This is a genomic window from Rhizobium sp. CBN3 (assembly GCF_030518245.1).
GTDB lineage: Bacteria > Pseudomonadota > Alphaproteobacteria > Rhizobiales > Rhizobiaceae > Rhizobium > Rhizobium aethiopicum_A.
The window spans coordinates 144,431-170,526 of the sequence record NZ_JAULSE010000007.1; the positions used below are offsets into that span (position 1 = coordinate 144,431).

General features: G+C 60.8%; 22 protein-coding genes, 1 pseudogene and 1 riboswitch. Of the genes and pseudogenes, 16 read left to right on the forward strand and 7 right to left on the reverse strand.

The genetic code is table 11. From position 1 onward, the window contains the following. Positions 1–33: 33 nt before the first annotated feature. Positions 34–1,872: an ABC transporter ATP-binding protein gene (locus QWJ46_RS13290; protein ID WP_302751536.1), complete on the reverse strand. Its 1,839-nt coding sequence runs from the start codon at positions 1,870–1,872 to the stop codon at positions 34–36. Between the two features lie 286 nt (positions 1,873–2,158). Between QWJ46_RS13290 and QWJ46_RS13295 the strand changes: the two are divergent. After that, positions 2,159–2,559: pseudogene (locus tag QWJ46_RS13295) on the forward strand (GFA family protein). A gap of 17 nt (positions 2,560–2,576) precedes the next feature. Here the strand turns inward: QWJ46_RS13295 and QWJ46_RS13300 are convergent. Next, a complete protein-coding gene (locus QWJ46_RS13300) occupies positions 2,577–3,107 on the reverse strand; it encodes a DUF1003 domain-containing protein (protein ID WP_064810513.1) in 531 nt (176 codons plus the stop codon). A gap of 189 nt (positions 3,108–3,296) precedes the next feature. Between QWJ46_RS13300 and QWJ46_RS13305 the strand changes: the two genes are divergently transcribed. Both QWJ46_RS13305 and QWJ46_RS13310 read left to right on the forward strand, forming a co-directional pair. Then, the gene (locus QWJ46_RS13305) at positions 3,297–4,976 is read left to right on the forward strand and encodes an NAD+ synthase (RefSeq protein WP_302751537.1); all 1,680 of its coding nucleotides are present in this window, start codon (positions 3,297–3,299) and stop codon (positions 4,974–4,976) included. Between the two features lie 44 nt (positions 4,977–5,020). Next, on the forward strand, positions 5,021–5,851 hold the full coding sequence (locus tag QWJ46_RS13310; protein WP_184459729.1) for a PD40 domain-containing protein: 831 nt from the start codon (positions 5,021–5,023) through the stop codon (positions 5,849–5,851). 678 nt (positions 5,852–6,529) lie between these two features. On the opposite strand, the gene QWJ46_RS13315 is transcribed toward QWJ46_RS13310, so the two are convergent. Beyond that, a complete protein-coding gene (locus tag QWJ46_RS13315; RefSeq protein WP_302751538.1) occupies positions 6,530–7,597 on the reverse strand; it encodes a 3-deoxy-7-phosphoheptulonate synthase in 1,068 nt (355 codons plus the stop codon). 319 nt (positions 7,598–7,916) lie between these two features. Next, positions 7,917–8,104: riboswitch (cobalamin riboswitch) on the forward strand. A 41-nt stretch (positions 8,105–8,145) separates the two neighbouring features. On the opposite strand from QWJ46_RS13315, the gene bluB reads away from it, so the two are divergent. Next, complete coding sequence (gene bluB / locus QWJ46_RS13320) at positions 8,146–8,835, forward strand: 5,6-dimethylbenzimidazole synthase (RefSeq protein WP_184459731.1); 690 nt, start codon at positions 8,146–8,148, stop codon at positions 8,833–8,835. Positions 8,836–8,838: 3 nt separating this feature from the next. On the opposite strand, the gene QWJ46_RS13325 is transcribed toward bluB, so the two are convergent. After that, complete coding sequence (locus QWJ46_RS13325) at positions 8,839–9,939, reverse strand: DUF2865 domain-containing protein (RefSeq protein ID WP_302751539.1); 1,101 nt, start codon at positions 9,937–9,939, stop codon at positions 8,839–8,841. 258 nt (positions 9,940–10,197) lie between these two features. On the opposite strand from QWJ46_RS13325, the gene QWJ46_RS13330 reads away from it, so the two are divergent. The 3 genes from QWJ46_RS13330 (at position 10,198) to QWJ46_RS13340 (ending at position 12,244) form a co-directional block, all read left to right on the forward strand. Next, positions 10,198–10,560 carry a YciI family protein gene (locus tag QWJ46_RS13330; RefSeq protein WP_184459733.1) on the forward strand — a complete coding sequence of 121 codons (363 nt, stop codon included), beginning with the start codon at positions 10,198–10,200 and terminating at the stop codon, positions 10,558–10,560. Next, positions 10,557–11,795, forward strand: coding sequence for an RNA polymerase sigma factor (locus tag QWJ46_RS13335; protein ID WP_302751540.1), 1,239 nt, complete (start codon positions 10,557–10,559; stop codon positions 11,793–11,795). The genes QWJ46_RS13330 and QWJ46_RS13335 overlap by 4 nt, the downstream gene beginning before the upstream one ends. Before the next feature lie 77 nt (positions 11,796–11,872). Next, positions 11,873–12,244: a VOC family protein gene (locus QWJ46_RS13340; protein WP_302751541.1), complete on the forward strand. Its 372-nt coding sequence runs from the start codon at positions 11,873–11,875 to the stop codon at positions 12,242–12,244. An 89-nt stretch (positions 12,245–12,333) separates the two neighbouring features. Here QWJ46_RS13340 and QWJ46_RS13345 read toward each other — a convergent pair whose 3' ends face one another. Beyond that, on the reverse strand, positions 12,334–12,927 hold the full coding sequence (locus QWJ46_RS13345) for a demethoxyubiquinone hydroxylase family protein (protein WP_302751543.1): 594 nt from the start codon (positions 12,925–12,927) through the stop codon (positions 12,334–12,336). A gap of 144 nt (positions 12,928–13,071) precedes the next feature. Here QWJ46_RS13345 and QWJ46_RS13350 point away from each other — a divergent pair, with 144 nt between their 5' ends. Next, positions 13,072–13,602 (forward strand): ribonuclease H, encoded by a 531-nt coding sequence (locus tag QWJ46_RS13350; RefSeq protein WP_302751544.1) that lies wholly within the window; start codon positions 13,072–13,074, stop codon positions 13,600–13,602. 172 nt (positions 13,603–13,774) lie between these two features. Here the strand turns inward: QWJ46_RS13350 and QWJ46_RS13355 are convergent, their stop codons facing one another. Beyond that, a complete protein-coding gene (locus QWJ46_RS13355; RefSeq protein WP_184459738.1) occupies positions 13,775–14,416 on the reverse strand; it encodes a GntR family transcriptional regulator in 642 nt (213 codons plus the stop codon). Between the two features lie 175 nt (positions 14,417–14,591). On the opposite strand from QWJ46_RS13355, the gene QWJ46_RS13360 reads away from it, so the two are divergent. From QWJ46_RS13360 to QWJ46_RS13390, 7 genes are all read left to right on the forward strand, one after another. After that, on the forward strand, positions 14,592–16,016 hold the full coding sequence (locus QWJ46_RS13360; RefSeq protein WP_302751545.1) for a M20 family metallopeptidase: 1,425 nt from the start codon (positions 14,592–14,594) through the stop codon (positions 16,014–16,016). Beyond that, complete coding sequence (locus QWJ46_RS13365; RefSeq protein ID WP_302751546.1) at positions 16,009–17,685, forward strand: M28 family peptidase; 1,677 nt, start codon at positions 16,009–16,011, stop codon at positions 17,683–17,685. Before QWJ46_RS13360 ends, QWJ46_RS13365 begins: the two co-directional genes overlap by 8 nt. Positions 17,686–17,743: 58 nt before the next feature. Beyond that, on the forward strand, positions 17,744–18,598 hold the full coding sequence (locus QWJ46_RS13370) for a transporter substrate-binding domain-containing protein (protein ID WP_302751547.1): 855 nt from the start codon (positions 17,744–17,746) through the stop codon (positions 18,596–18,598). An 81-nt stretch (positions 18,599–18,679) separates the two neighbouring features. Then, complete coding sequence (locus tag QWJ46_RS13375) at positions 18,680–19,402, forward strand: ABC transporter permease (RefSeq protein ID WP_302751548.1); 723 nt, start codon at positions 18,680–18,682, stop codon at positions 19,400–19,402. Further along, positions 19,402–20,142 (forward strand): ABC transporter permease, encoded by a 741-nt coding sequence (locus QWJ46_RS13380; RefSeq protein ID WP_302751648.1) that lies wholly within the window; start codon positions 19,402–19,404, stop codon positions 20,140–20,142. The genes QWJ46_RS13375 and QWJ46_RS13380 overlap by 1 nt, the downstream gene beginning before the upstream one ends. Then, positions 20,139–20,906 carry an ABC transporter ATP-binding protein gene (locus tag QWJ46_RS13385; RefSeq protein ID WP_302751549.1) on the forward strand — a complete coding sequence of 256 codons (768 nt, stop codon included), beginning with the start codon at positions 20,139–20,141 and terminating at the stop codon, positions 20,904–20,906. Before QWJ46_RS13380 ends, QWJ46_RS13385 begins: the two co-directional genes overlap by 4 nt. A gap of 30 nt (positions 20,907–20,936) precedes the next feature. Next, positions 20,937–21,794, forward strand: a complete 858-nt coding sequence (locus tag QWJ46_RS13390) for a transporter substrate-binding domain-containing protein (RefSeq protein ID WP_302751550.1) — start codon at positions 20,937–20,939, stop codon at positions 21,792–21,794. 79 nt (positions 21,795–21,873) lie between these two features. Here QWJ46_RS13390 and QWJ46_RS13395 read toward each other — a convergent pair whose 3' ends face one another. After that, positions 21,874–24,186, reverse strand: coding sequence for an NADP-dependent malic enzyme (locus QWJ46_RS13395; protein ID WP_302751551.1), 2,313 nt, complete (start codon positions 24,184–24,186; stop codon positions 21,874–21,876). A 428-nt stretch (positions 24,187–24,614) separates the two neighbouring features. Between QWJ46_RS13395 and QWJ46_RS13400 the strand changes: the two genes are divergently transcribed. After that, entirely contained in the window at positions 24,615–26,054 is a 1,440-nt protein-coding gene (locus tag QWJ46_RS13400) for an FAD-binding oxidoreductase (RefSeq protein ID WP_302751552.1), read from the forward strand. The last annotated feature ends 42 nt before the right edge of the window (positions 26,055–26,096 follow it).

Consider the following 26,096-nt stretch of genomic DNA (forward strand, 5'->3'; position numbering starts at 1 on the left):
AAAAACCCGGCGTGACGCCGGGTTTTTTGCTTTTCAGATGCTGGCCTGGACGCTGTGTAGATTGGCGTAGACGCCGCCTTGCGCCATGAGTGCGTCATGTGTTCCCTGTTCGACGATGCCATCGCCCGTCAGGACCAGGATGCGGTCGGCATGGCGGACGGTCGACAGGCGGTGGGCGATGACCAGCGTGGTGCGGCCGTTCGCCAAGGTCAGCAGCGCCTGCTGCACCGCCCGTTCACTCTCGTTGTCGAGCGCGCTGGTCGCTTCGTCGAAGATCAGGATTTCCGGATCTTTCAGGAAAGCGCGGGCGATGGTGATGCGTTGGCGCTGGCCGCCGGAGAGTTTGACGCCGCGCTGGCCGATATCGGTGTCATAGCCATTGGGCAGGGCCATGATGAAATCATGCGCATTGGCGGCCCGGGCCGCCGCTTCGAGATCGGCATCGGTCGCATCCGGCCTGCCGTAGCGCAGGTTTTCCGCAACAGTGCCGGCAAAGAGATAGACATCCTGCTGCACCACCCCGACATGGCGCCGCAGTGAGGCCAGCGTGACATCGCGGATATCGCTTCCGTCGATGCGGATTGCGCCCGCCTCGACGTCGTAGAAGCGTGGTATCAGCGCGCAAAGCGTACTCTTGCCCACTCCCGAAGGGCCGACCAGGGCCACGAATTCCCCTGGGGCAATGGTGAGAGAAAGCCGCTCCAGCACCCTGGGACCATCGGCTTCGTAGCCGAAGGCGACGTCGGAAAAACTGATCTCGCCTCTCGGCGCCGGCATCGGACGCGCGTTCGGCCGATCGGTGATATCGGGATCGATCTCGAGGATTTCCATGGCCCTGATGAAGCCGGTATATCCCTCCTGCCAGAGGCGCACGAAGTTCGCGAGCCGCTGCACCGGATCGACCAGCACGCCGACGCAGAGCAGGAAGGTCAGCATATCCGGGACGGTCAGGTCCGCCGTTAGGATGCGCAGGCCTCCTGCGATGATCACCAATATGGTGACGACCTGGGCGAAGGTTTCGGTGCCGACCGAAAACCAGGCCTCGCTGCGGTAGCCGTCGGCGCGGCTTTGCAGGAAACGCTGGTTCTGCGCCGCGAAACGCTGCCTTTCCAGCGCCTCGTTGGCGAAGGACTGGACGACACGGATACCCGCCAGCGCATCCTCGACACGCTCGTTGACGGCGGCGATCTGCCGCTTGCTGGCTTCGAGCGCATGGTTCATGCGCCGGTTGAAATAGAGTGCATAGGCCACCGCCACCGGAGTGAGCAGCAGAATGAGGGTCGCCAGCAGCGGGTCGATGAAGAACAGGACCAGCATGGCGCCCCCATATTTCAGAACGGCAATGGAGAGATCCTCGGGGCCGTGGTGAAAGAGCTCGCCCAGCCAGAGGGAATCGTTGGTGATGCGGCTCATCAATTGCCCGGTGCGTTGGCGATCGTAGAAGCTGAAGGACAGGTTCTGGCAATGCTCGAAGAGTTCCTGCCGCACCGTCGCTTCGATGCGGGCGCCCATGACATGACCGCGATAATCGACAAAGAAGATCGCCGCTATCTGGACCGCCAGAACGGCCAGCATCACACCGCCCATGGCAAGGATCTGCGCAAAGGCTTCGGGGGCATCCGGCAGAGCCAGAAGCCGGCTTGTGACGATGTTGGCGCAGAGGGGCAACGCCACGGCGGTGCCGGCCACGAGGATGGCGCAAAGCAGATCCGCCAGCAGCAAAGGTAGATGCGGGCGGTAATAGCAGATGAACTTGCGCATGCGCGACCAGCGCCGCTGGCGTTCAGCGGCGTTCGAATAGTCGCGGAAGAAGTTCAGGAAGAGGTTATGGAGTCGCGAGCTTTTCCTCGCGCGAGAGAATGGCGTGTGCATGAAGCAAAATGTCCTTGTGGGCGATGTTTCCTTTCTGTCTGGACAGGGTCGCTCTCATGTCAGTCTCCCGGCGGTTGAATAAAATGAGCCACTAGTATCACCGAGAACAGGGTGCGGTTCAACTCGGTGATGAGAGGAGATCGGCGGGTGTGGTCAACGGGCAACATCCGAGGACCGCCAGCGACCAGTGAATGCTTCAAGATTTCTGATCGTTCGTTCAGGGGAATGGATTTGACGACAAGGTTTTGTGGCCGCAAGTTTCTCCAGGAGCGAGGGGAGAGCGATCATGAGTGAACACCATACAGGCGGCTGTCTTTGCGGCGCCGTGCGATTTTCAATTCGGGCAAAGCCCGGACCTGTCGTCGGTTGCCACTGTTCCCAATGCCGCCGGCAGACGGGACTCTATTATGCTGCGGTCAACGTACCGCGCGTGGCGCTTTCGGTGGAAGATCCCGGCGCGGTTCGTTGGTACGGTCGAGCGGTGAGGCGCAACGCGGCTTCTGCGCCAATTGCGGCTCCGCTCTGTTTTGGCAGGGGGATGAAGCGGTGGAGGTTTCGGTCCTGGCAGGCGCCTTCGACGAACCGAGCGGCCTTGCCTTCAGCCATCACATTTATTGCACCGACAAGGGTGATTTCTACGAGATAACAGATGGCCTGCCGCAATATGACAGGTATCCATCCCGTTGATTTGAGGATGCCCTGCGTCAGGTCTTGGCAGCGAGCGCGGCGCTGAGACGAGCGACGTCTTCGCGCAGCGCCGTCAGTTCGGTCAGGACGCGCATGTCGATCTTCTGGTGCAGAGAGAGCACTTCGAGTTCGGCTTTGAGATTGACTTCGTAATCTTTGGCCGCCTCGAAGCGATCGCGCTCGGCTTGGCGGTTCTGCGACATCATGATGATCGGTGCCTGGATGGCGGCGAGCATCGACAGAATCAGGTTCAGGAAGACGAAGGGATAGGGATCGAAAGCGCCACTCGCCAAAACGATGGTGTTGATTATCGTCCAGACGACGAGGAAGGCCAGGAAGCCGAGGATGAACGACCATGACCCGCCGACACGGGCGATGCTGTCGGCGATACGTTCTCCGAACGAGGCCTCGGCCGAAAAAGCGGCGTTGACGTCGGTCGAGATGATCTTGCGCTCGTGCGCTTTCGCCAGGACGCGCTTTTCCGTGTCGCCGAGTTCGTCGGCCGGTTTGTCGAAATGATGGTGCACGAAGTTCGAGAAGTTATTCATGGCCTGTTTCCGATGACCGTTATCAATGCTGCCGCTTTCGTGCGTCAGTATTCCGCTCCGCCGGTAAATTGCAATGCATCGGTGCCGTAAGCCTTCAGCGCGCCTGTTCACAAAAAATTCGTGAGCTCGGTGCAACGCTTTGGCCGCGAACGTGTTGCGGTAGCGGGAGCCGCAGGCTAAACAGATGACATGACACAGGAAAACGCTCTCTCCGATATCTTCCGCATCGCTATCGGCCAGCTCAATCCCACGGTCGGCGATGTGGCCGGCAATCTTGCCAAAGCACGTGAAGCACGCGCCGATGCAGGTCGGGAGGGCGCGCATCTGCTCGTGTTGACCGAGCTTTTCATCTCCGGCTATCCGCCGGAAGACCTGGTGCTGAAGCCGGCCTTCATCCGTGCCTGCTGGAAGGCGGTGGAAAGTCTTGCGGCCGACACCGCCGATGGCGGACCGGGCGTCGTCATCGGATTCCCCAGGCAGGACGAGAGGGGGCGCTATAATTCCGTCGCCGTGCTCGACGGCGGCAAGGTCGTCGCGGTGCGCGACAAGGTTGATCTGCCGAATTACGGCGAGTTTGACGAGAAGCGGGTCTTCGTGCAGGGGGCCATGCCGGGGCCGGTGAATTTCCGCGGCGTGCGGCTCGGCATTCCGATCTGCGAAGATATTTGGGGTGATCTCGGCGTTTGCGAGACGCTGGCCGAAAGCGGGGCGGAGATCCTGCTGTCGCCGAACGGGTCTCCCTATTATCGCGGCAAGGTCGATATCCGTCACCAGGTGGTGCTGAAGCAGGTGATCGAGACCGGCCTGCCGCTGATCTATGCCGCCCAGCTCGGGGGGCAGGACGAGCTCGTGTTCGACGGGGCGAGCTTCGCCTTCAACGCCGACAAATCGCTCGCCTTCCAGATGAGCCAGTTCGAGACGGCGCTTGCAGTGACGACATGGAAACGTGGGCAAGCGGGCTGGCACTGCGCCGAAGGACCGATGGCGCGTATCCCCGAGGGCGAGGAGGCCGATTATCGCGCCTGCCTGCTCGGCTTCCGCGACTACGTCAACAAAAATGGTTTCAAAACCGTCGTTCTCGGCCTTTCCGGCGGCATCGACTCGGCGATCTGCACAGCGATCGCGGTCGATGCCCTCGGAGAGGAGCGGGTGCGAACGGTCATGCTGCCCTATCGTTACACCTCGGAAGATTCGCTGAAGGATGCAGCCGACTGCGCCAAGGCGCTCGGCTGCCGCTATGACATCGTGCCGATCGAACAGCCGGTAACCGGCTTCAGCAGCGCGCTGTCCAACCTCTTCGAGGGTACGGAGAGCGGTATTACCGAGGAGAACTTGCAGAGCCGCGCGCGCGGCGTCATCCTGATGGCGATCTCCAACAAGTTCGGCGCGATGGTGGTGACGACGGGCAACAAATCGGAAATGTCGGTCGGCTACGCCACGTTGTATGGCGACATGAACGGCGGCTTCAATCCGATCAAGGACCTCTACAAGATGCAAGTCTATGCGCTGGCGCGCTGGCGCAATGAGAATGTACCGCCGACTGCGCTGGGCCCGTCGGGTGAGGTGATCCCGCAGAATATCATCGACAAGGCGCCATCGGCCGAGCTGCGCCCCGATCAAAAGGATCAGGATTCACTGCCGCCTTATCCCGTTCTCGACGATATTCTCGAGTGCCTGGTGGAGAAGGAAATGGCGGTCGAGGAGATCGTCGCGCGCGGCCACGACGTGGCGACCGTTCACCGGGTCGAGCATCTGCTCTATCTCGCCGAATATAAGCGCCGGCAATCGGCGCCGGGCGTGAAGATCACCAAGAAGAACTTCGGCCGCGACCGGCGCTATCCGATCACCAATCGATTCCGGGATCGCTGACGCAATCGGGATTGCTAGCGCCATCGGGACATCAGGGAGGCAGCATGCGCAGCTCGGTCGAGATCTACAATGTCAGGACGGGCAGGGCTCGCGAAGTCTGGCAGACCGACAGGCTGGTGGAGGCGCCGAACTTCTCGCCTGACGGTGCCTACCTGCTGTTGAACGGCGACGGGCTGCTCTACCGGCTGCCGCTCGATGGTGGCGACGTCACCCAGGTCGATACCGGCTTTGCCGTCAACTGCAACAATGATCACGGCATTTCGCCGGACGGCACCAAAATCGTCATCTCGGACAAGACCGAATTCGGAAAGTCGACGATCTATGTGTTGCCGATCGAGGGCGGCACGCCGCGGCTGGTCACGCAGAACCAGCCCTCCTATTGGCATGGCTGGTCGCCGGATGGCCGCCAGCTCGCTTATTGCGGCATCCGCGACGAACTCTTCGACATCTATACGATCTCCGTTAACGGCGGCGCCGAGACGCGGCTGACGCATGGCGAGGGCCGCAATGACGGGCCGGATTATTCGGCCGACGGGCAGTGGATCTATTTCAATTCCAGCCGCACCGGTTTGATGCAGATCTGGCGCATCCATCCGGATGGCACACGCCTCGAGCAGGTGACGTCGGACAATCAGGGGAACTGGTTTCCCCATCCTTCGCCCAAAAACGACAAGGTGCTGATCCTGTCCTACGACCCTTCGGTGTTCGACCATCCGCGAGACCTCGACGTGCGGCTGCGGCTGATGGATATGGACGGCGGCAATCTGAAGACGCTGTTCGAGCTGTTCGGCGGGCAGGGCACGATCAACGTGCCCTGCTGGTCTCCTGATGGCGAGGAATTCGCCTATGTACGGTATTTTCCGGCGAAATCTTGAGAGGGCGCACCGCCAGTTCATGATGGCGGGATGGGCAGTCACTGATTAGCGGGGGCTGTTTCCGCCGGACACAATGTTTCAGAAGCGCGGTGCACAGTAACTCTTGAGTGCCCTCCGATGCTTTGTAGTTGCACCGAAACAGACTCACCCCCGGAAGGGGGAAATTTTGAATCGATACTTGAAACTGTGGTCGGTCCCGACTGAAATGCCACTACGGTTGTCTCCGGTCGACCATACTTGGATGTGAACGAATAGAACACGATCGAGGCGAACTCATCAACGCCTCCATCTCGTGTTTTCGTCACCGCGACGATTTGGTTGTTATCGCAAACGACAAGACTAACTTCTGCGCCATCAACATACCATTGACCGGGCAGCTCAGGTGAAAGCACCCTTACGTTCCAACCCCGCTCGCTTGAGATGCGCCTGGCCTCATCTAGCGAGCTACCTAATTTAAAAACGCTTGGGCTATCAGCTGTGTCAGCCTTGGCGAGCTCGGCACTGAATCCCATGGTTGACGCTATACAACAGGCTAAAAGCAAGCGAGCAGGAGCGGCAATCAAGCTTCTTGTCCTTAAAATATTCAGTCATACGGCGTACGATTGCATCGATGCCGCCGACTCCACAAGCCATTTTTGAATGGGCGGCGGGTCTGCCCGCCGCGTTGAATGCGGCCGCCTAAGCGGCAACGGCGGCCTTGCGGCGGTCGCGGACAGCCTTGGCGAGATCCTCAAGTACTTCCACCGATATATCCCAGCCGATGCAGCCATCGGTGATGGACTGGCCGTAGACCAGCGGCTTGCCGGGGACGAGATCCTGGCGACCGGCGACGAGGTTGCTTTCGATCATCATGCCCTTGATGTGATGATTGCCCGTGGCGATCTGTCCGGCGACGTCCTTGGCCACCCCCGGCTGGTTCATCGGATCCTTGCTGCTGTTGGCATGGCTGGCGTCGATGATGATGCGCGGGGCGACCCCGAGTTTCAGGCATTCCGCTGTGACGGCTTCGACATCGGCCGCCTGGTAATTCGGCCGCTTGCCGCCGCGCAGGATGATGTGGCAGTCCTCATTGCCCTTCGTCGAGGCGATTGCCGCCTGTCCGTCCTTGGTGACGGCCGGGAAGTGATGCGGTTGTGAAGCTGCCAGGATCGCGTCGAGCGCGACGCGAGCGCCGCCGTCGGTGCCGTTCTTGAAGCCGATCGGGCAGGAGAGGCCGGAGGCGAGCTGGCGATGGATCTGGCTCTCGGTCGTGCGCGCGCCAATCGCACCCCAGCTGACGAGGTCGGCAATGTATTGCGGCGTGATCGTCTCAAGGAATTCGACGCCGGCGGGAAGCCCGATCGCATTGACGTCGAGCAGCAGGCGTCTGGCAATTCTCAGCCCTTCCTCGATACGGTAGCTGCCGTCGAGATGCGGGTCGTTCATCAAGCCCTTCCAGCCGACTGTGGTGCGGGGCTTTTCGAAATAGACGCGCATGACGATTTCCAGGTCGCTGGAGAAGCGCTGTCGCTGCTCGGCCAACCGCGCGGCATATTCGCGTGCGGCAACCGGATCGTGGATGGAGCAGGGGCCGATGACGACGATCAGGCGATCGTCTTCACCCTCGAGAATCTGATGGATGGCATTGCGGTTGCTGGTCACCGTCTCGCTGACTGAAGCAGTTCGGGGAATTTCCGCTATGATATCGGCGGGTTTGGTCAGCGGGGTGATCTCGAGAATACGCAGATCATCGATGGTATCGGGCACTGTATGGCTCCTGTTTGGTCATACCGTGCGGAACAAAAAAGCCGCCAGGTAGACTAGCGGCTGTTCGGGTGGTCGTCGCGTCGAATTCAGTTACGCACGGGCCCGCATCCGCTGGGAGCAGCGGTACGAATAAAATCGCGAGGCGTAGATTGAAGTCGTCGACATCCCGCGTATGTAGCGTCGCGGTCGCCCATTGTCACGCAAAATTTGCGAGCTGAAATCGCCATTCGGGGCGGCTGCCAATCCGCCCGTGAAACACCCCTCTGCGACGGAGGTTACAGGTTCGCTCCGCCTGCACTTGCCGCCGCGCCGGTTTCCTGAGATAGATGCGCCGTCAGGTGCTCGCCGTCGAGGCGGGAGAATCGGGAATCCGGTGCAAGGCCGGAACGTGCCCAACGCTGTAAGGCCGACGTCTGCCGCTTCATCATGCCACTGGCTTTTGCCGGGAAGGCTGCGGCAGATGGATGAAGCCAAGTCAGAAGACCGGCCTGGCGAGATAGACCCAACCCGCGCGGACGGCGGGCGGTTGCGTTGTTGGGGATTTGACGATGCGACCCTTTGATGCGGATGCCCTTTCGGCGGCATTCGGTTTTTCGTTGGCCGAACGTGAGGCTGTCTATCACGCGATCATGACGCGGCGTGACGTACGCAGCCAGTTCCTGGCCGATCCCTTGCCCGACGATGTCGTGGCGCGGCTCCTGACAGCGGCCCATCATGCGCCGTCGGTCGGCTTCATGCAGCCATGGAATTTCATTCTGGTGAAAAGTGCAGCCGTCCGTGCGCGCGTGCGCGACGCCTTTGCCGAGGCCAACGAAGAGGCGGCGTCGATGTTCGAAGGCGAGCGGCGGCAGGCCTATCGATGCCTCAAGCTCGAAGGCATCGTGGAGGCGCCGCTCGGCATATGCGTGACCTGCGATCCCACCCGCGGCGGCAGCGTGGTGCTGGGACGGACGCACAATCCGCGGATGGATTCCTATTCGACCGTTTGCGCCATCCAGAATCTCTGGCTTGCGGCCCGCGCCGAAGGCGTCGGCATTGGCTGGGTCAGCATCTTTCGTGAAGGCGACCTGAAATCGATTCTCGGCATACCCGAGCATATCGAGGTGGTCGCCTGGCTCTGCGCCGGCTTTGTCGACCGGCTTTATGACGAACCGGAACTCTCGGTCAAAGGCTGGCGGCAGCGGCTGCCGCTCGAGGAACTGGTTTTCCACGATGGATGGGGACGCAACGACCCATAGCAATTACTGCTGTTGTGGTTGCGGGCCGGGAGTCGCCGGATTGGCAAGGTCGATCGAGCCCTGGTCGCCGGCGAGGAATTGCGGGCCGACCTGACGGACCTTGTTCTGCGTGGGGTCGTAGGGACGTTCGGGAACGGATGGCTGCAGCGGGGCTGACGCTGCCGCAGTATCTTTCGCCGGCGGATTGGTGCGGACCGCCGTGATCGAGCTCTGCTGCTGCGGTTCGCTCAGGGCCTGCTTGCCGCGCATCTCCTCGTAATAGGCGGTGAGATTGCAGGCACAGGAATTTTTCTCGCCAGGCGCGCGGTTCTTGTAGACAAAGGCGTTCTTCATGGCGCTATAGGGTGCGCCCGTTGCGACCGAGATCATGTTAGAGGAGTCGGTGCTGGTCACGTCGCGATAGAAGAGCTCGGTTTCAATGCCGGGGCACATCTTGGCGCAGGTCTGGGCATCGCGGCCGAAATCCACCGAAGTGGTGTTCGAGCTGATCGGGAAGAAGCCGCCGTCGCAGCTGCGCACGCAGATGGTGCTGATCGGTGAAAACATTTCAGCCCTCGGCAGGCCGTAACGCAGATCGGTCCCTTCACCGCCGCCGAGCGGGATGAAGGTATCGGTGCTCATCGCCTGTTCCTCGACACTTGGGGCGGTGTCGTTTGCGCTACGCTCGGTCGGGGCATAGAAATTGTCGCTGTTGCAGCCGTTGCGTTCGAGTGCCGCCGTCAATTCTCGGCGCGCGTCGTCGGTGCCGTCGCCCTGGTTGCGCAGCTCGTCGCGGCGCTCCTGGAGATAACGAATATTGTCGATCATCCGGGCTTCGGCGTCAGAGAGTTCGGCGCAAAAATCGGCATTGTCACCGCCAATCACGACCATGCTGCCAGAGGTGCATCCGTTATTGCGCAGATCGTTGCGGACCTTGCGCAGCTCGAGGTTCTGCTCGGCCATGGCGCTGGCATATTGGCGCGCTTCCGGCCCGTTATTGTTGCCGATCGATCGTGGTAGGTCGGCAAGGCGACCGCGTAAGTCGTTGCAAATGGCGCTGCTCTGTGCGGCGGCCGGTGATGCCAGCGCAAGCATAAGAGCAAGAGACAGGTTTCGGCGTTTCACGGCGTCGTCCGGGAATAAGAAAGTGTCGATCGGTCAAAGGTGGCGTCCATCCGCCGTACCTTGTCTCTTAACGTGTTTCTCTTAATAAGCTTGGATCAATTCCTAGCGCATTTTCGAGATTTTATCCAGAAGATGCGGGCAACGGCGTTGCCCCGGAGACGGACACTGCAGCCGTTAACAGCAGTTCCCTTCTTCATCCGAATTGTTATTCTCGCCGCTCGCTCCTGCTGGAGATTGGTTTCACTGGGGATAAAGCAAATGCGCTACATGCTGATGCTGCATGCGGACGAAGCTGCCGGGAAGTCCATAGCGCCCGAGGACATGGCGCGCTTTATGGGCCAGATGTATGCCTATCAACAAGCGCTGGAGAAAGCGGCAGCATTCGTCTCCAGCAATGCCCTGGTCGGTTCCTCTGAGGCGAGTGTCGTTCGCGTTCAAGGGAATGAAGTCAGTGTTCTGGACGGCCCTTATGCGGATGTTCGCGAACAGTTCGGTGGGTACTTTATCATCGACGTTGCCGATATGGACGAAGCCAACAAATGGGCGGCGCGCTGCCCTGCTGCGTCCTGGGGAACGGTTGAGGTTCGTCGCATCAGGGATGCGTCGGAATATGCAGGATGACGGCTTCGGGTTCCACCGTTGCCCGAGGTGTAGCAGAGCGAGTGGCGCGCGAGAGCTATGGCCGTCTCGTCGCCTATCTTGGCGGGCGCTTGGGTGATATCGCGTCCGCCGAGGATGCGCTCGCGACTGCTTTCCTCACGGCTCTCGAAAAATGGCCTGCCGATGGCGTGCCCGACAACCCCGATGCCTGGCTGTTGACGATCGCGCGCAGGCGCCAGCTCGACGATTGGCGCAAGGACAAAGTGAAGGCGAAGAGCGCCGATCGTCTTGCCCTCATCGCCGAGGAACTCTCGGCTGCGGCTGACATGGATGAGGAAATTGCGGACAGGCGACTGGCGCTCATGTTTGCCTGCGCACATCCTGGCATCGATGCGTCCGCGCGAACGCCGCTGATCCTCCAGACCGTGCTGGGCCTGACCGCTGCAGACATCGCCGCGCGGTTTCTCGTCTCTCCGAGGGCCATGGGCCAGAGGCTCGTAAGAGCCAAGGCGAGGATCAGGGATGAGAAAATTCCGTTCCTCGTGCCGGAAAAGGAGGAGCTGTCGCACCGGCTGCCGCCGATACTCGCCTCCATCTACGCCGTCTATACCAGCGTGTGGATGGACATCGACAGGGCGGAAGCGCTTGGACAAGAGGCAATCTGGCTTGCAAGCGTGGTTGTATCCCTGCTTCCGCACGAGCCGGAGCCAAAAGGTCTTCTTGCACTGATGCTTTATACGGAGGCGCGGCGATCATCCCGCAAGGCCCCCGACGGTGCATTCGTACCGCTGGACAGCCAGGATGTCGGACTGTGGGACCATGAGCAGTTGCGCCTCGCCGAAGGACTCCTCCGAGAAGCAAATGCAAACGGTCCCACCGGCCGCTACCAGATAGAGGCGGCCATCCAATCTGCCCATATCGCGCGCCTTTTGAGCGGCATCTCAAACTGGCAAGCCGTCGTCTCCCTCTACGACGTGCTGGGCAGGATTGCTCCGTCGCCCGTCGTGACGCTCAATCGGTCCGTGGCCCTCGTGCGGATAGGGCAGGCAGACGCGGCTCTTGCTGACATATATGCGCTTGCCGGCGATCCGCGAATGGCCGACTACCTGCCGTACTGGACGGCCCGAGCGCAGATTTGCGCCGATCTGGGCAGGCGTGTCGAGGCGGCGGAAGCTTTCACGGTCGCTATCGGATTGTGTTGGTCGGAGGCAGAACGGCGCCACCTCGAAGAACAGCGCTCAAAAGTTTTGTGTTGACCGCGAGCTTTTTTGCGCGGCTTGTCGAAATCGAGAACTCCTGCACGACATCCATTTGTCCAACCAAGGAGTACGACATGACCACCACTTCAATAACTGTCCAGAGCATCTTCGCCTCCGCCACCGTTTCCAACTTTGACGAGGCACTCATCTGGTATGAGAAGCTCATGGGACGCCCCGCAGATAGCAAACCGATACCGGGCATGGCTCAGTGGCGTAACATGGGCGGGGCCGGCCTGCAGGTCTGGAAGGATGACAAACGCGCCGGCAACGGGATCATAACGATCGCCGTCCCCGAGCTCGAGGTTGAGCTCGAAAGGCTTTCGCGTCAGGGCTTGCAACTCGCCAACAAAATCGAAGGCGACTTTGGGCGCGTGGCTCAGATATTCGACGGTGAGGGCAACCGGATCAACCTGGCTGAGCCTCCCAAACGGTTTGCGAACAACTGACTTCGCCGTCTCCAGACTATTGAGCCTTTGGCCCAGAGCAATGGCTGCTTTGGGCCAATACCGGTGATGACTGAATGGCTGCCAGACCATCAAACCCGCTTGGAGCGCGCCATTTCGGCGCGCATCCAGCTTGAGTCTCCCCATGTCGATAGCCAGATCATCAGGTCGGTGAGCGCGGCGACGACGGGCAGAAGCAGCGCGTGGCCGATGCCGCGTCTTGTCTGGTTCCTCTCAGCCTCCCTGAGATGCGCCAATTCCTCTTCCTGGATCGAGGCGATGAGGCCGTGAAGCTCCCGATCACGGGTTTTCAGGAAGGCCAATTGATCTTCATGGCGGTGAACTGTGCTTTCAACCGCCTCGGTGCAGATCCAGACCATGTTGCGCCCGCCGAGGGCCGTCAGGAAACCGAGCAGATAACCGCCGAGGCTCCAGAATGCCATGACGCGACATGGCTTGGCATTCCTGGATGGCATCGCGTCGCGAAACAGGCGGCAATGCTCGATCTCGTCGTCCCGCATTTCGCGAAGTGCGGACACGATCTCAGGAAACAGCCGACGGGCCATCCAGATCTGTGCCCCGTAGATGCGAATTGCGCCGAATTCGCCGGCGTGATTGACCTTGAGAATACGGCGAACGGTTACGGCATGATCCCGCTTGCCGGCGCTGCTCAACGGATTGTCCATGGCGCTGCCCCTCACAGTTTCCCATCGGCAGTAGGCGCTGTCGGCGCCACCATCGTCAATAGTTGACACAAAGGACGTACAATTCCAATGTCGGCTTCGGGTGGCCGCCGCAAATCGCGCCGGTGGGGCGCAGCGAAGGCGAAAATGGCAGGCATTTCCAATGAGCTAGGCTCCCCCACAACGACGGCCGGAATACCGAAAGGCCACGGTCTCCACGTCTTTGTGGACGGTTGTTATGACCCCGGTTCTGGGCACGGAGGCTGGGCCTTTATCACCTATCGCGAGGCTGCGGAAATCGCGTCCAGCTTCGGCGGTATGCGTGATTCCGCCAATAATTCGATGGAATTGACCGCCGTCTTGAAGGCAATCATGTGGATCAATAGCGAAGCAACGGGCGAAGCCGCGACCATCTGGTCGGATTCGATCTATGCCGTCAAAGGCTGCAACGTCAGGCGGCACATTTGGAAGAATAACGGCTGGAAGAAAAGCAGTCCGAATGGGAACGCCCGAAGCCGGACGATCGCTAATGCGGAACTCTGGAAAGCGGTCGATCTTCAATTCTCGCAGAACGCCCTGGTGACCATTGCCTGGTGCAAGGGCCATTCCGGCATAGCCGGCAACGAACGCGCGGATGAGCTTGCTGATGGAGGGCGGCTGTCGGTACGAGGTGCATGATATGGGGATATCAACTGGCTGCGGATGGTTGGGATGGCACTCGCCAAAACTCCAGGCGGTTCCATTGCATAAAAGCCACAAGGCCATCGCCGGAGGTGGCGAAAAATGCACCCTCCAGCGATTTCCGGTATGCCCAAGTTCCAGCAACAGCTGCCGGCGTCATTGAGGCCCATCAAGCTTGAAGAATGTGCCTGCGCGTCAGCTCCATCAGACCATCGGTGTCGCGTCTCTCTATCGCATCAACCATCTGCTGATGTTCGCGACCGGATTGCTCGATGCGGGCGCGCGTTCGCCACTGCGACACCGGCGCAGAGGATGTCCGCTGCCGAATCTCCGTGATCAGTTCCACAAGTTCCTGGTTGCCTGCGAGAGCAAGCAGATGGCGGTGGAAGGCGAGATTGGCTTCGTAAAGTTCAAGCATGGTGCCGTTCAGCACCAGATCGTCGAAGCGTGAAGCCAGAACCCGTAAGTTCGCAATATCCGCCTCGCTCGCATTCGCGACGATGCGGTCGCTGACGGCGACTTCGAGGATGACGCGAATGTCGCTGACCTCCTGGGCGCGGCGCCCGTCTTGCTCATGGACGTGATAACCTCGATTGGGGACATGCTCCACCAGTCGCTTCTGCACCAATCTGTCGAGAGCCCTGCGGACCTCGGGTCGCGTACAGTTATACCGCCTCTCGAGATCAATCTGCTTCAACCAGGTTCCGGGCGGGAGACGGCCGGCAAGGATATCCTGGAGAATGAGTTCGGTCACGTCGGAGGTTTGCGGCTCTTGTGCTTGCGCCGTCGCTCCGCTTTCCAGCGAATTCATGCAGTTCTCCCCAGCCCGATTTTGGCGATGACTATCATAGCTCTCCCCCGGCCAACAACGAGGCCGATTGACAGCGTTGAAAAATATTCCAGCTCATGGCTTGCGTGCTTGTTTCAATTGGAGCATAAAATTGGCGCCAATTTGATTACCATTATATAAGGCGGGTTGTAAATCCATGCAGAATTCCGATGCGGTTTGGGAAATCGTCGAGAGAAAGCGCGCGGCGTTCTTCGAGTTGAGCGACCGCATCTGGGACATTCCCGAGACCAATTACCTCGAACATCAATCTGCCGAAGAGCACGCCGGCATGCTGGAAAGGGAAGGCTTTCGTGTCGAGCGCGGCATTGCCGGGCTGCCGACGGCAGTCATGGGAGAAGCAGGCGAAGGCGGCCCGGTCATCGCAATCCTTGGCGAGTTCGATGCGCTGCCGGGATTGAGCCAGGAGGCCGGTATTGCCGAGCAGCGACCGTTGGTCGACGGCGGCAATGGTCACGGCTGCGGCCATAATATGCTGGGCGCCGGATCCATGCTCGCTGCCGCTGCGGTCAAGGATTTCCTTGCCGAAAGCGGCTTGATGGGAAGGGTGCGCTATTATGGCTGCCCCGCGGAGGAAGGCGGGTCTTCGAAGGGTTTCATGGTGCGCGCCGGCGTTTTCGACGACGTCGATATCGCGATCTCCTGGCATCCGGCAGCCTTTGCCGGCGTCAACAATCCCATCTCGCTCGCCTGCAATGAGATCAACTTCCATTTTTCGGGGCGGGCGTCGCATGCCTCCGCGACGCCGCATCTCGGCCGCAGCGCTCTCGATGCAGTGGAACTGATGAATGTAGGCGTCAATTATATGCGCGAGCACATGCCTTCCACCGCGCGCATCCACTATGCCATCACCGATGCGGGTGGTGGCGCGCCAAACGTCGTACAGGCACGCGCGACGGTACGCTATCTCGTCCGTGCAAGGACCTTGCCGGAACTGCTGTCTCTGGTTGCCCGCGTCAAGAAAGTTGCCGAAGGTGCTGCCCTGATGACCGAGACGACCGTCCGGAGTGACATCGTCAGCGGCGATGCCAATCTCGTCGGCAATACACCACTCGAAGAGTGCATGTTCGCCCATCTGCAGCGGCTTGGCCCACCCGTGTTCGATGATGCCGACCGAGAAAAGGCCCGCAAGTTCCAGCAGACCTTTAATGCAGAGGATATCGCTGCGTCCTATGGTCGTTTCGCGCTGACACCGAAGGAGGACCAGCCGCTCTGCGAGGAGATTTTTCCGTTGAATGCCGGTGACGGCACACTGGTCGGCTCCACCGATGTCGGGACCGTCAGCTGGGTGGTGCCGACCGTGCAGATGCGAGGGGCTACCTATGCTGTCGGTACGCCGGGACATTCCTGGCAGTTGGTTGCGCAAGGGAAACTGCCGGCTGCCCACAAGGGAACCGAACACGCCGCCAAGGTGATGGCGAGCACGGCCGCCGATCTCATCAGTAACCCCGAATTGATCGAAGCTGCCAAGGCCGATCACAGGGCGCGTCTGGAGCGTACGCCTTTCGTCAATCCGATCCCCGATGACGTTGATCCGCCATTGCCGGAGAAGGCTGATGCCTAACCCGGACTTGCAGCCCGATCGTGAACGCCTGATGGCGCATATCCGCGAGTTTGCCTGTCGGGTGAAATTGTCCGGAACGCCGGAGGAGCTCGAGAGCTTTCATTATCTTCAGGCGCAGATGGAGAGCTACGGATACGGGACGCAGCTGCTGTCGCATGATGCTTACATCAGCCTGCCCGGCCCGGCGAAGGTCGAGGTCGAAGGCGAAAGTCTCCGTTGCATTACCCATTCGATGTCAGTTCCGACGGCCGCAGCGGGCATCAGCGGCGACCTTGAATATGTCGGCGAGGGCAAGGAAGCCGATTTCGTTGGCAAGGACTTGGCCGGCAAGATCGTCCTGGTCGAGGGGATTGCGACGGAGGAAGTCGCCGTGTTGGCGAGCGCGGCCGGCGCCCTCGGCGAAATCCATGTGAGCCCGAATGAGCATCTCTACGAAATTTGCGTGTCGCCGGTCTGGGGCAGCCCGTCGCAACACACGCGGGCTCATCTGCCGAAAACCGTGATCTGCACCATCGCGCGGGAAGATGGAGTGCGCCTGCGCGACAGGCTCGCTCTCGACGCAAAGGGCCGTGCGACGCTCACGGCAGAGGTCGACACCGGATGGCGCAGAACGCCGCTGCTTGTCGCCGAGCTTCAGCCGGCAGGCGAGGACAAACCGTTCGTACTGTTTTCGGGCCATCATGACACCTGGCATTTCGGCGTCATGGACAATGGCGGCGCGAACGCAACCATGCTGGAGGCGGCACGTTTGCTTGCCCTTCATGCGGGTGATTGGCGACGCGGCCTGCGCATCTGCTTCTGGTCAGGCCATTCGCACGGTCGTTATTCCGGCTCAGCCTGGTATGCGGATGAATTTTTCGACGAGCTCGATCGCCGCTGCGCCGTGCATGTCAATGTCGATTCCACGGGCGGCGAGGGCGCAACCGTCCTCACCAATTCCGGAGTCATCGATGAGTTGCAGCCGTTGGCGCTTGAGGTGATCAAGAGCGTCAGCAGACAAAGGCACGCGGGCAGGCGGCATGGCAGAGCCGCAGATCATTCATTCTGGGGTGTCGGCATCCCCTCAATGTTCGGCAGCCTCAGCCATCAGCCGCCCGGGCCCGTCAAGACGCTGACGCCGCTCGGTTGGTGGTGGCACACGCCGCATGACACGGCAGAGCACATCGATGCCGGCAATCTGAGCCGGGATACGCGAATCGTGCTGGAAACACTTTGGCGGCTGCTGACCTCGGCGGTCCTGCCACTTGACTATACGGTTTACGCGAGGGCCCTCGGCGAACAACTCACGCAACTGCAGGCTGAGCTTTCCGGGCGTATCGACATCTCGGCTCTCGCAAACGCAGTCGACGAGTTGGGGAGCTACGCGAAAGCCGTATTGGAGACGAAGGACCTGTCTGCGGCAAAGGCGGCGCGCGTCGACGCTTCGCTGATGCGCGTCGGCCGCCATCTCGTGCCGCTGAATTATACGAGCGGCGAGCGCTTTCATCATGATTCCGCCCTCCCGCACCCGGCCTGGCCGTCACTTGAGGGGCTGCGGGCGTTGGCCGCGCAGCCCGCCGGGTCGCCAGACATGCCTTTCTATGCTGTTCATGCCCGCCAGACGAGAAATCGCCTGGTCCACGGACTGAGGGAAGCCAACGCGGCTTTGCGTGCGGCCCTGGAGGACTGAGGCAGCCATACTGCAGAACTAACAAGCGGCCATTTGGCCGCCAAAAGGGGAACAGAAAATGAAAAATAGAATTCTGCCTGCCGTTTTGTTCGGCGCCATTGCCTTCCTGACTTCATTCGCTGCCGGCGCCAAGGACTGGACGCATGTCAAGGTCGGCATCGAGGGGGCTTTTCCGCCCTGGAACCTCATGGATTCCAGCGGCAAGCTGGCCGGCTTCGACGTCGATCTCATCAATGACCTGTGCAAACGCGCCAAAGTCGACTGCGAACTCATCGCAGGCGAATGGAATGCGATGATCCCCAGCCTCAATGCGGGCAAATTTGATCTGGTGATGACCCTCGGCATCAACGAGAAGCGGAAGCAGGTGGTTGATTTCACCGTACCTTACGCGAGCGGGGTCGCGAGCTTCCTGCTTCTGAAGGGTGGGCCGGTGTCTCCGCTGCCGATGACCGGCGAACGGCTGAATTTGAACGACAAGTCCAAGGCCGATCCGATGATGGCGGAAATCGGTAAGGTCCTCAAGGGCAAGACGGTCGGCGTCGTTCAGTCGACCAGCCAAGAGCAGTTGATCACCGCCTATTTCGGATCCGATGTCACGGTGCGCGCCTACAAGAATTCCGGCGAGCGTGACCTCGATCTGAAGGCCGGTCGCATCGATGCCGGCTTTGATAGCGGTGTTTATGAAACCTCCGTGCTCGGCAAGCCCGGCAATGACGATCTGACGATGTCCGGCCCGCTGGTGAAAGGCGCGATGTTGGCTACCGAAGTCGCTTTCGGCATGCGCAAGGGCGAGACCGATCTGAAGGCCAAATTTGATGACGCGATCAGGCAGGCTGCCGAGGATGGCACGATCAAGCAGCTCTCGGAAAAATGGAGCAAGATCGACCTGACACCTACTTTCGACGCCCATTAAGCGCCTTTTCGGCGCATCACGCTCAGCTGAGGCTATGACAATGTCAGTTGCTGCAAGAATTAGCTCTCCGGGGGCAGCATCATGAGCCAGCCTGGTTTTTTCGAGCTTGCCGGCTTCGGTCCGGATGGCTGGGGCCATGCTCTTCTGGCCGGAGCCTGGATGACCATCCTTGTTGCAATCGCCGGCTATGCCGTCGGCGCCTGTATCGGGACCCTTGGGGCATGGGCCAAGATTGCCGGCAACGGTTTTGCTCGCGCGGCCGCCGATGCTTATACGACGGTGCTGCGGGGCATTCCCGATCTGCTGGTCATCTATCTCTTCTATTTCGGCGGCAGCGCCGTGGTCACGGCGGTGGGCAGGCTTTTCGGCACGGAAGGCTTCCTGGGCTTTCCGGGCTTTCTTGCCGGCTCCCTCGCCGTGGGCGTCACTTCCGGCGCTCAGTTTACGGAAGTGCTGCGAGGTGGTTTCAAGGCGGTCCATCCGGGTGAGATCGAGGCGGCTATCGCCTGCGGCATGCCGCGCTGGCTTCGTCTGCGGCGGATCATTGCGCCGCTGACCCTGCGTCACGCGCTTCCCGGTCTCGGCAATGTCTGGCAGGTCGTCCTGAAGGAGTCGGCATTGGTATCGATCACCGGTGTTGCCGAACTCCTGCGCCAGGCCCAGGTCGGCGCCGGATCGACCGGGCTTCCGTTCGATTTCTATCTGATGGCCGGCGCGATCTACCTGATGATCTCGACAGTTTCGAGCCTCGTTCTCCAGCAGGCGGAGCGGCGCTTGTCGCGCGGCGTGAGGAGGAGGGGATGATGGATTGGCAGTTTCTCAACGAAACATTTGTGAGCCTGGTCTCCGCAATTCCGCTGACGATCGAGCTTGCGGTGACGTCGATCTGCCTTGGGGCCATTCTGGCGATGCTGCTGGCGCTTGCCCGCCTCTCCGGGGTTGCAGTGCTGGACTGGTTCGCACGGCTATATGTCTTTGTCTTCCGCGGCACGCCGCTGTTGGTGCAGATATTTCTCATCTATTACGGTCTGGGTCAGTTTCCCGCCATACGGCACAGCGTCTTCTGGCCGTTTCTCCGCGATCCTTACTGGTGCGCGGTTCTGGCGCTGACCTTGAATACAGCCGCCTACGCCAGCGAGATCATTCGCGGCGGCCTGCTCTCGGTACCGCACGGTCAAATCGAGGCTGCCCGCGCCTGCGGCATGCATCGTTTCCTGATGTTTCGCCGGATCGTCCTGCCGCTGGCAATCCGTCAGGCATTGCCCGGATACGGCAACGAGATGATATCGATGGTCAAGGCGACGTCGCTTGCCTCGATCATTACGCTGATGGAGGTAACGGGAGTTGCCGCGAAGATCATCTCCGAAACATATCGGGCAATCGAGGTCTTCGTCGTCTCTGGGGCTATCTATCTCGCTCTCAATTTCTTGCTCACACGTCTCATTCAATTTGCCGAATACAGGCTTAGCCCGCATTTGCGCGCGCCTCTTCCCGTAACCCGAGAGAGTGCCGTTACGGCGTCCCCTGCAGGAGAACATCGATGACAACTACACCGATCGCCCTCAGCGTGCGGGACATGCACAAGAGCTTCGGGCCTGTACAAGTCATCAAGGGCATCTCCCTTGACGCTTTAGAAGGCGATGTCGTCTCCATTGTCGGTTCGTCCGGTTCCGGGAAATCGACATTCCTGCGTTGCATCAATCTGCTGGAAACGCCGGATTCCGGTGAAGTGACCGTTGCCGGCGAAACGATCTCGATGCAGCGCAGTGCCGGCGGCGCACACCGGGCGGCGGATCGAAAGCAAGTCGACCGTATCCGCTCCCAGCTCGGCATGGTGTTCCAGAGTTTCAATCTCTGGTCTCACAAGACGGTCGTCGAAAACCTTATCGAGGCGCCGATCCATGTTCAGCGCCGTTCACGCGCCGAATGCATCGAGGAAGCTGAAGCTTTGCTCGCTAAAGTCGGCATCGCCGATAAACGCAATTTCTATCCCGCTCATCTTTCTGGCGGGCAGCAGCAGCGCGCCGCGATTGCCCGCGCGCTGGCCATGCATCCAAAGGTGATGCTCTTCGATGAGCCGACATCGGCGCTCGATCCGGAGCTTGTGGGAGAGGTTCTGCGCGTCATGCGCGCCTTGGCAGAGGAAGGGCGCACCATGCTGGTCGTCACACATGAGATGGGATTTGCGCGCGACGTCTCCAGCCGCGTCGTCTTTTTACACAAGGGCGTGGTCGAGGAAGAGGGCAGACCTCAGGAGGTCTTTTCGAATTCGAAGTCGGAGCGCTTCCGCCAGTTCATCAATCAATAGTTCGTCAGCTCAAACAAGGGGAACTCAAACATGAAATACCTGACTGCAATTATGACCGCGATCGCTATGATCGGCGCCTTGGCCGTCTCGACGGCGGTACGCGCCGAGGAGAAGAACTGGACGCATGTGACGATTGCGACTGAGGGAGCCTTTCGGCCGTGGAACTTCACCAAGGCCGACGGTAGCCTCGATGGTTACGAAATAGAACTGATCAAGTATTTTTGCGCCCATATGAAGGTCGAATGCACGACCGTGATCCAGCCTTTTGACGGCATGATCCCGGCCCTCAATGCCGGCAAGTTCGACGCAATCATTTCGGGGATGTCTGCAACTGCCAAGCGCGAAGAGGTCATTGCCTTCAGCGATTCCTACGGCACGACGGGTCAGACCTTTGCTGCCTTGAAAGACTCTCCGGTTGCCAATCTGCCTTTGAAGGGCGAGGTGTTTTCGCTCGCAACGGACGAGGCCGGCGCTGTCGCCGCGCTGAAGCAGATCGAGCCGTTGCTCAAGGGTAGGACAATCGGCGTGCAGACTGCATCGATCGCCGCGACCTTCCTCGACAAATATTTGAAGGGCGTCGTCGATATCCGTGAGTACAAGACGACGGAACAGCACGATCTCGATCTGAAGGCCGGTCGCGTCGACCTCGTCATGGCGTCGATGGCATATCTCTCGACTGCGGCGGCAAAGCCGGGCAACGAGGACTTGATCGTCACAGGTCCTCGTTTCCAGGGCGGCATGCTCGGGCGGGGCAGCTCGGTTGGTTTGCGTAAGGAGGATACGAAACTGAAAGCCATGTTCAACGACGCGATCGCAGCAGCCAAGGCGGACGGCACGATCGTCAAGCTATCGCAGAAGTGGTTCGGCTTCGACGTTACGCCGAGGTAAAACGCCGCAGGATGCCAGCACTTGCGAAATATCTCGGCGAGTGCTGGTTATCCGTGAATCTCCTGGTCGCAAAGCCGGCTTATGCCGGCTGCGATGCCTCGACGACGGCGAGTGCGGCCATGTTGACGACGCCGCGGGAGGTGACCGAGGGAGCGAGAATGTGGGCGGGCAGGGCGGCGCCGAGTAGGATCGGGCCGACATGCAGTCCATCCGTCATCGACCTCACCACGCCGAAGGTGATGTTGGCGGCGTCGAGGTTCGGGAAGACGAGCAGATTCGCCTCGTCATGCAGCGTCGTATCCGGCATGACCCGCTTGCGCAGCGCTTCGGTGATGGCGCTTTCGCCGTGCATTTCGCCGTCGACTTCGAGATCGGGCGCGGTTTCGCGAATGAGTTGCAGGGCGTTGCGCATCTTGGTCGCACTTTCGGATTCGCGCGAGCCGAAGTTGGAGTGCGAGACGAGGGCGGCGCGCGGCGTGATGCCGAAGCGGCGAATTTCCTCGGCCGCCATGACAGTCGCCTCGGCAACTTCCTCCGCGCTCGGGTTGAAGGTCACGTAGGTGTCGGTGAAGAAGGTGGCGCCGCGCTGCGAGATCATCAGGCTGAGCGCCGAGAAATCGCGGACATTCTTGCGCTTGCCGATGATCTGGCGGACGTCGCGCAGATGTTTCTCATAACGGCCTTCGAGGCCGCAGATCAGAGCATCGGCCTCGCCGCGCCGCAGCGCCAGCGCGCCGATGACGGTCGTGTTGGTGCGCACGATGGTGCGGGCGGCTTCCGGGATGACGCCGCGGCGGCCGACGAGCGAGAAATAGAGATCGACATATTCGCGGAAGCGCGGGTCGTCCTCCGGATTGATGACCTCGAAATCCTGCAGCGGCCGGATGCGCAGACCGTAGCGTTTGAGGCGCGTCTCGATGACCTGCGGGCGGCCGATCAGGATCGGTTTGGCCAAGCCTTCCTCAAGCAGCACCTGGGCGGCGCGCAGCACGCGCTCATCCTCGCCTTCGGAGAAGATGACGCGCTTGCGCTCGGCGGTCTTTGTCGCAGTGAAGATCGGCTTCATGACGAAGCCGGAGCGGAAGACGAAACGGTTCAGCTGATCGAGATAGGCGTCGAAATCCTGAATTGGTCGGCGCGCGACGCCGCTCTGTTCAGCGGCCTTGGCGACTGCTGGGGCGATGCGCAGGATGAGGCGCGGATCGAAGGGGGAAGGGATCAGATAGTCGGGGCCGAAGACCGGGGTCTCGCCGGAATAGGCCCGGGCAGCGACATCGGAGGGTTCTTCGCGGGCAAGCGCTGCGATGGCGCGCACGGCGGCCATCTTCATTTCCTCGTTGATCGTCTCGGCGCCGCAATCGAGCGCGCCGCGAAAGATATAGGGGAAGCAGAGGACGTTGTTGACCTGGTTGGCAAAATCCGAGCGGCCGGTGCAGATCATCGCGTCGGGGCGGGCGGCGCGGGCGAGATCCGGCATGATCTCCGGCGTCGGATTGGCAAGCGCCATGATCAGCGGCTTGTCTGCCATCTGCGCCAGCAGCTCCGGTTTCAGGACGCCGGCGGCCGAGAGACCGAGGAAGACATCGCCGCCGCCGATATTTTCGGCGAGCGTGCGCGTGTCGCTCTTCTGGGCATAGACGGACTTCCATTCGTCCATCAGTTCGGTGCGGCCCTCGTAGACGAGGCCTTCAATATCATGAACCCAGATGTTTTCGCGTCTAGCGCCGAGCGTCACCAGCAGATTGAGGCAGGCAAGGGCGGCCGCACCGGCGCCAGAGGCGACGATCTTGACGTTCTCGATCGCCTTGCCGGCAAGTTCCAGACCGTTGAGGATCGCGGCAGCGACGATGATCGCGGTACCGTGCTGGTCGTCGTGGAAGACCGGGATTTTCATCTTCTCGCGCAGGCGACGCTCGACGTCGAAACATTCCGGCGCCTTGATGTCTTCCAGGTTGATGCCGCCAAAGGTCGGCTCCAGCGAGGAAACGGTCGCGACCATCTGCTCGACGCTCGCGGCGTCGATCTCGATGTCAAAGACGTCGATACCGGCGAATTTCTTGAAGAGCACGGCCTTGCCCTCCATGACTGGCTTCGAAGCCAGCGGTCCGATATTGCCGAGACCGAGAACGGCGGTGCCGTTGGAAATGACGGCGACGAGATTGGCGCGCGAGGTATATTCGGCGGCCATCTCCGGATTGTCGCGGATGGCAAGGCAGGGGGCTGCGACGCCAGGCGAATAGGCAAGCGCGAGGTCGCGCTGGTTGCCAAGCGGCTTGGTCGCCTGGATCTCCAGCTTGCCGGGGCGGGGATAGCGGTGGAAGAAGAGCGCCTGCTCGTCGAGATCGCCGCCCGGCAGGTTCTTGTCCGTCTTGGATTTATCCTGGTGATCCATTGCCGCCTCCGTGCACGTCTTTTTCTGGAGTTCCCTCCATACATCAATCGGATACGGGCGACAGTATGGAAATGAGGGCTGGGAGAAGTTTTCGTCGAGAGCGAGTGCCGTGTGGCACCCCCCTCTGCCCTGCCGGGAATCTCCCCCACAGGTGGGGAGATCGGCCGGGCGCGATGGCTTCCCCAAATAACGACCGCATGCGTTATTTCGATACAGCAGAAAGGGACGGATGATCCAACCGCTTGCCGATCTCCACCCTTGTGGGGGAGATGCCCGGCAGGGCAGAGGGGGTGCCACACGGCGCTGCGGGTAGGCCTGACGGATCCTCATCGCCGGTACTAATCCTTTTGGAAAACTTGTTTGACGACCCCTGCGAGCGCAAGATGCCGGCCGCGACGGTGCGGGGCGCCGGTCGCATGGAGGAAATCATGGACAATTTGAACCTGACGACCCTGCAACGGGATCAGACGATGGTCAATGACGCGGCCATGGATGCGTTTGCCGCCGGTTTTCGCGGCAGTCTCCTGACCAGCAAAGACATGAATTACGGCGAGGCGCGGGCGATCTGGAATGCGATGATCGATCGCCGGCCGGGTCTGATCGCGCGCTGCGCAGGGGCGGCTGATGTCGTGCGCGCGGTGCGCCTTGCACGCGATAACAATCTGCTCGTTTCGGTGCGCGGCGGCGGGCACGGCATTGCCGGCAATGCCGTCTGCGAGGGGGGTGTCGTCATTGATCTGTCTCCGATGAAGTCCGTGCGGGTCGATCCCGAGACGCGTCGCGCCAGGATCGAGCCGGGCGCTACGCTCGGCGATGTCGACAAGGAAACGCTGGCCTTCGGGCTGGTGCTGCCGACCGGCATCAACTCCACGACCGGCATAGCCGGCCTGACGCTCGGCGGCGGCTTCGGCTGGCTCACGCGCAAATTCGGGCTGACCCTCGACAATCTGATTTCGGTCGATGTGGTGACGGCCGATGGCGAACTGGTGAAGGCGAGCGAGACCGAACGGCCGGACCTGTTCTGGGCCCTGCGCGGCGGCGGCGGCAATTTTGGCGTCGTCACCTCCTTCGAATTCCAGCTCAACCCGCTCCATCCCGAAGTTTTCGCCGGACTGGTCGTGCATCCCTTCGCCGATGCGGAAAACGTTCTCAGGGAGTATCGCGAGGCGCTGGAAACAGCACCCGACGAGCTGACCTGCTGGGTGGTGATGCGCCAGGCGCCGCCGCTGCCGTTCCTACCGGCCGAATGGCACGGCAAGGAGATCGTGGTGCTCGCCATGTGCTATTGCGGGGACATGGCGGCGGGCGAAAAGGCGGCGGCGAGATTGCGGGGGATCGGAAAGCCGATCGCCGACATCGTCGGCCCGATGCCGTTCATCGGCTGGCAGCAGGCATTCGACCCACTCCTGACGCCCGGCGCCCGTAACTATTGGAAGAGCCAGGATTTCGCCTCCCTTTCCGATGCGGCGATCGAGGTTCTCACCAATGCCGTGCGGACGTTACCAGGGCCGGAATGCGAAATATTCATCGGCCATGTCGGCGGCGCCGCCGGCCGCGTGCCGACGGAAGCCACGGCATTTCCACAGCGCAGTTCGCATTTCGTCATGAATGTGCATGCGCGCTGGCGGGAGACCGAGATGGACGGAAGCTGCATCGGCTGGGCGCGCGAGCTCTTCGAGGCGACCAAGGCGCATGCTGTGGGCACTGCCTACATCAACTTCATGCCGGAGGACGAGACCGACCGGGTCGAAATGGCTTACGGGGCCAATTATGCGCGCCTTTCGGAAATCAAGCTGCGCTACGATCCCAACAACCTGTTCCGGATGAACCAGAACGTGAAGCCGATGGCGGCCGTGCGAGCTGCGTGAAGAGCGTAGAAGACCCCGCCCCAGGCGGTGGCCCAGATTAGT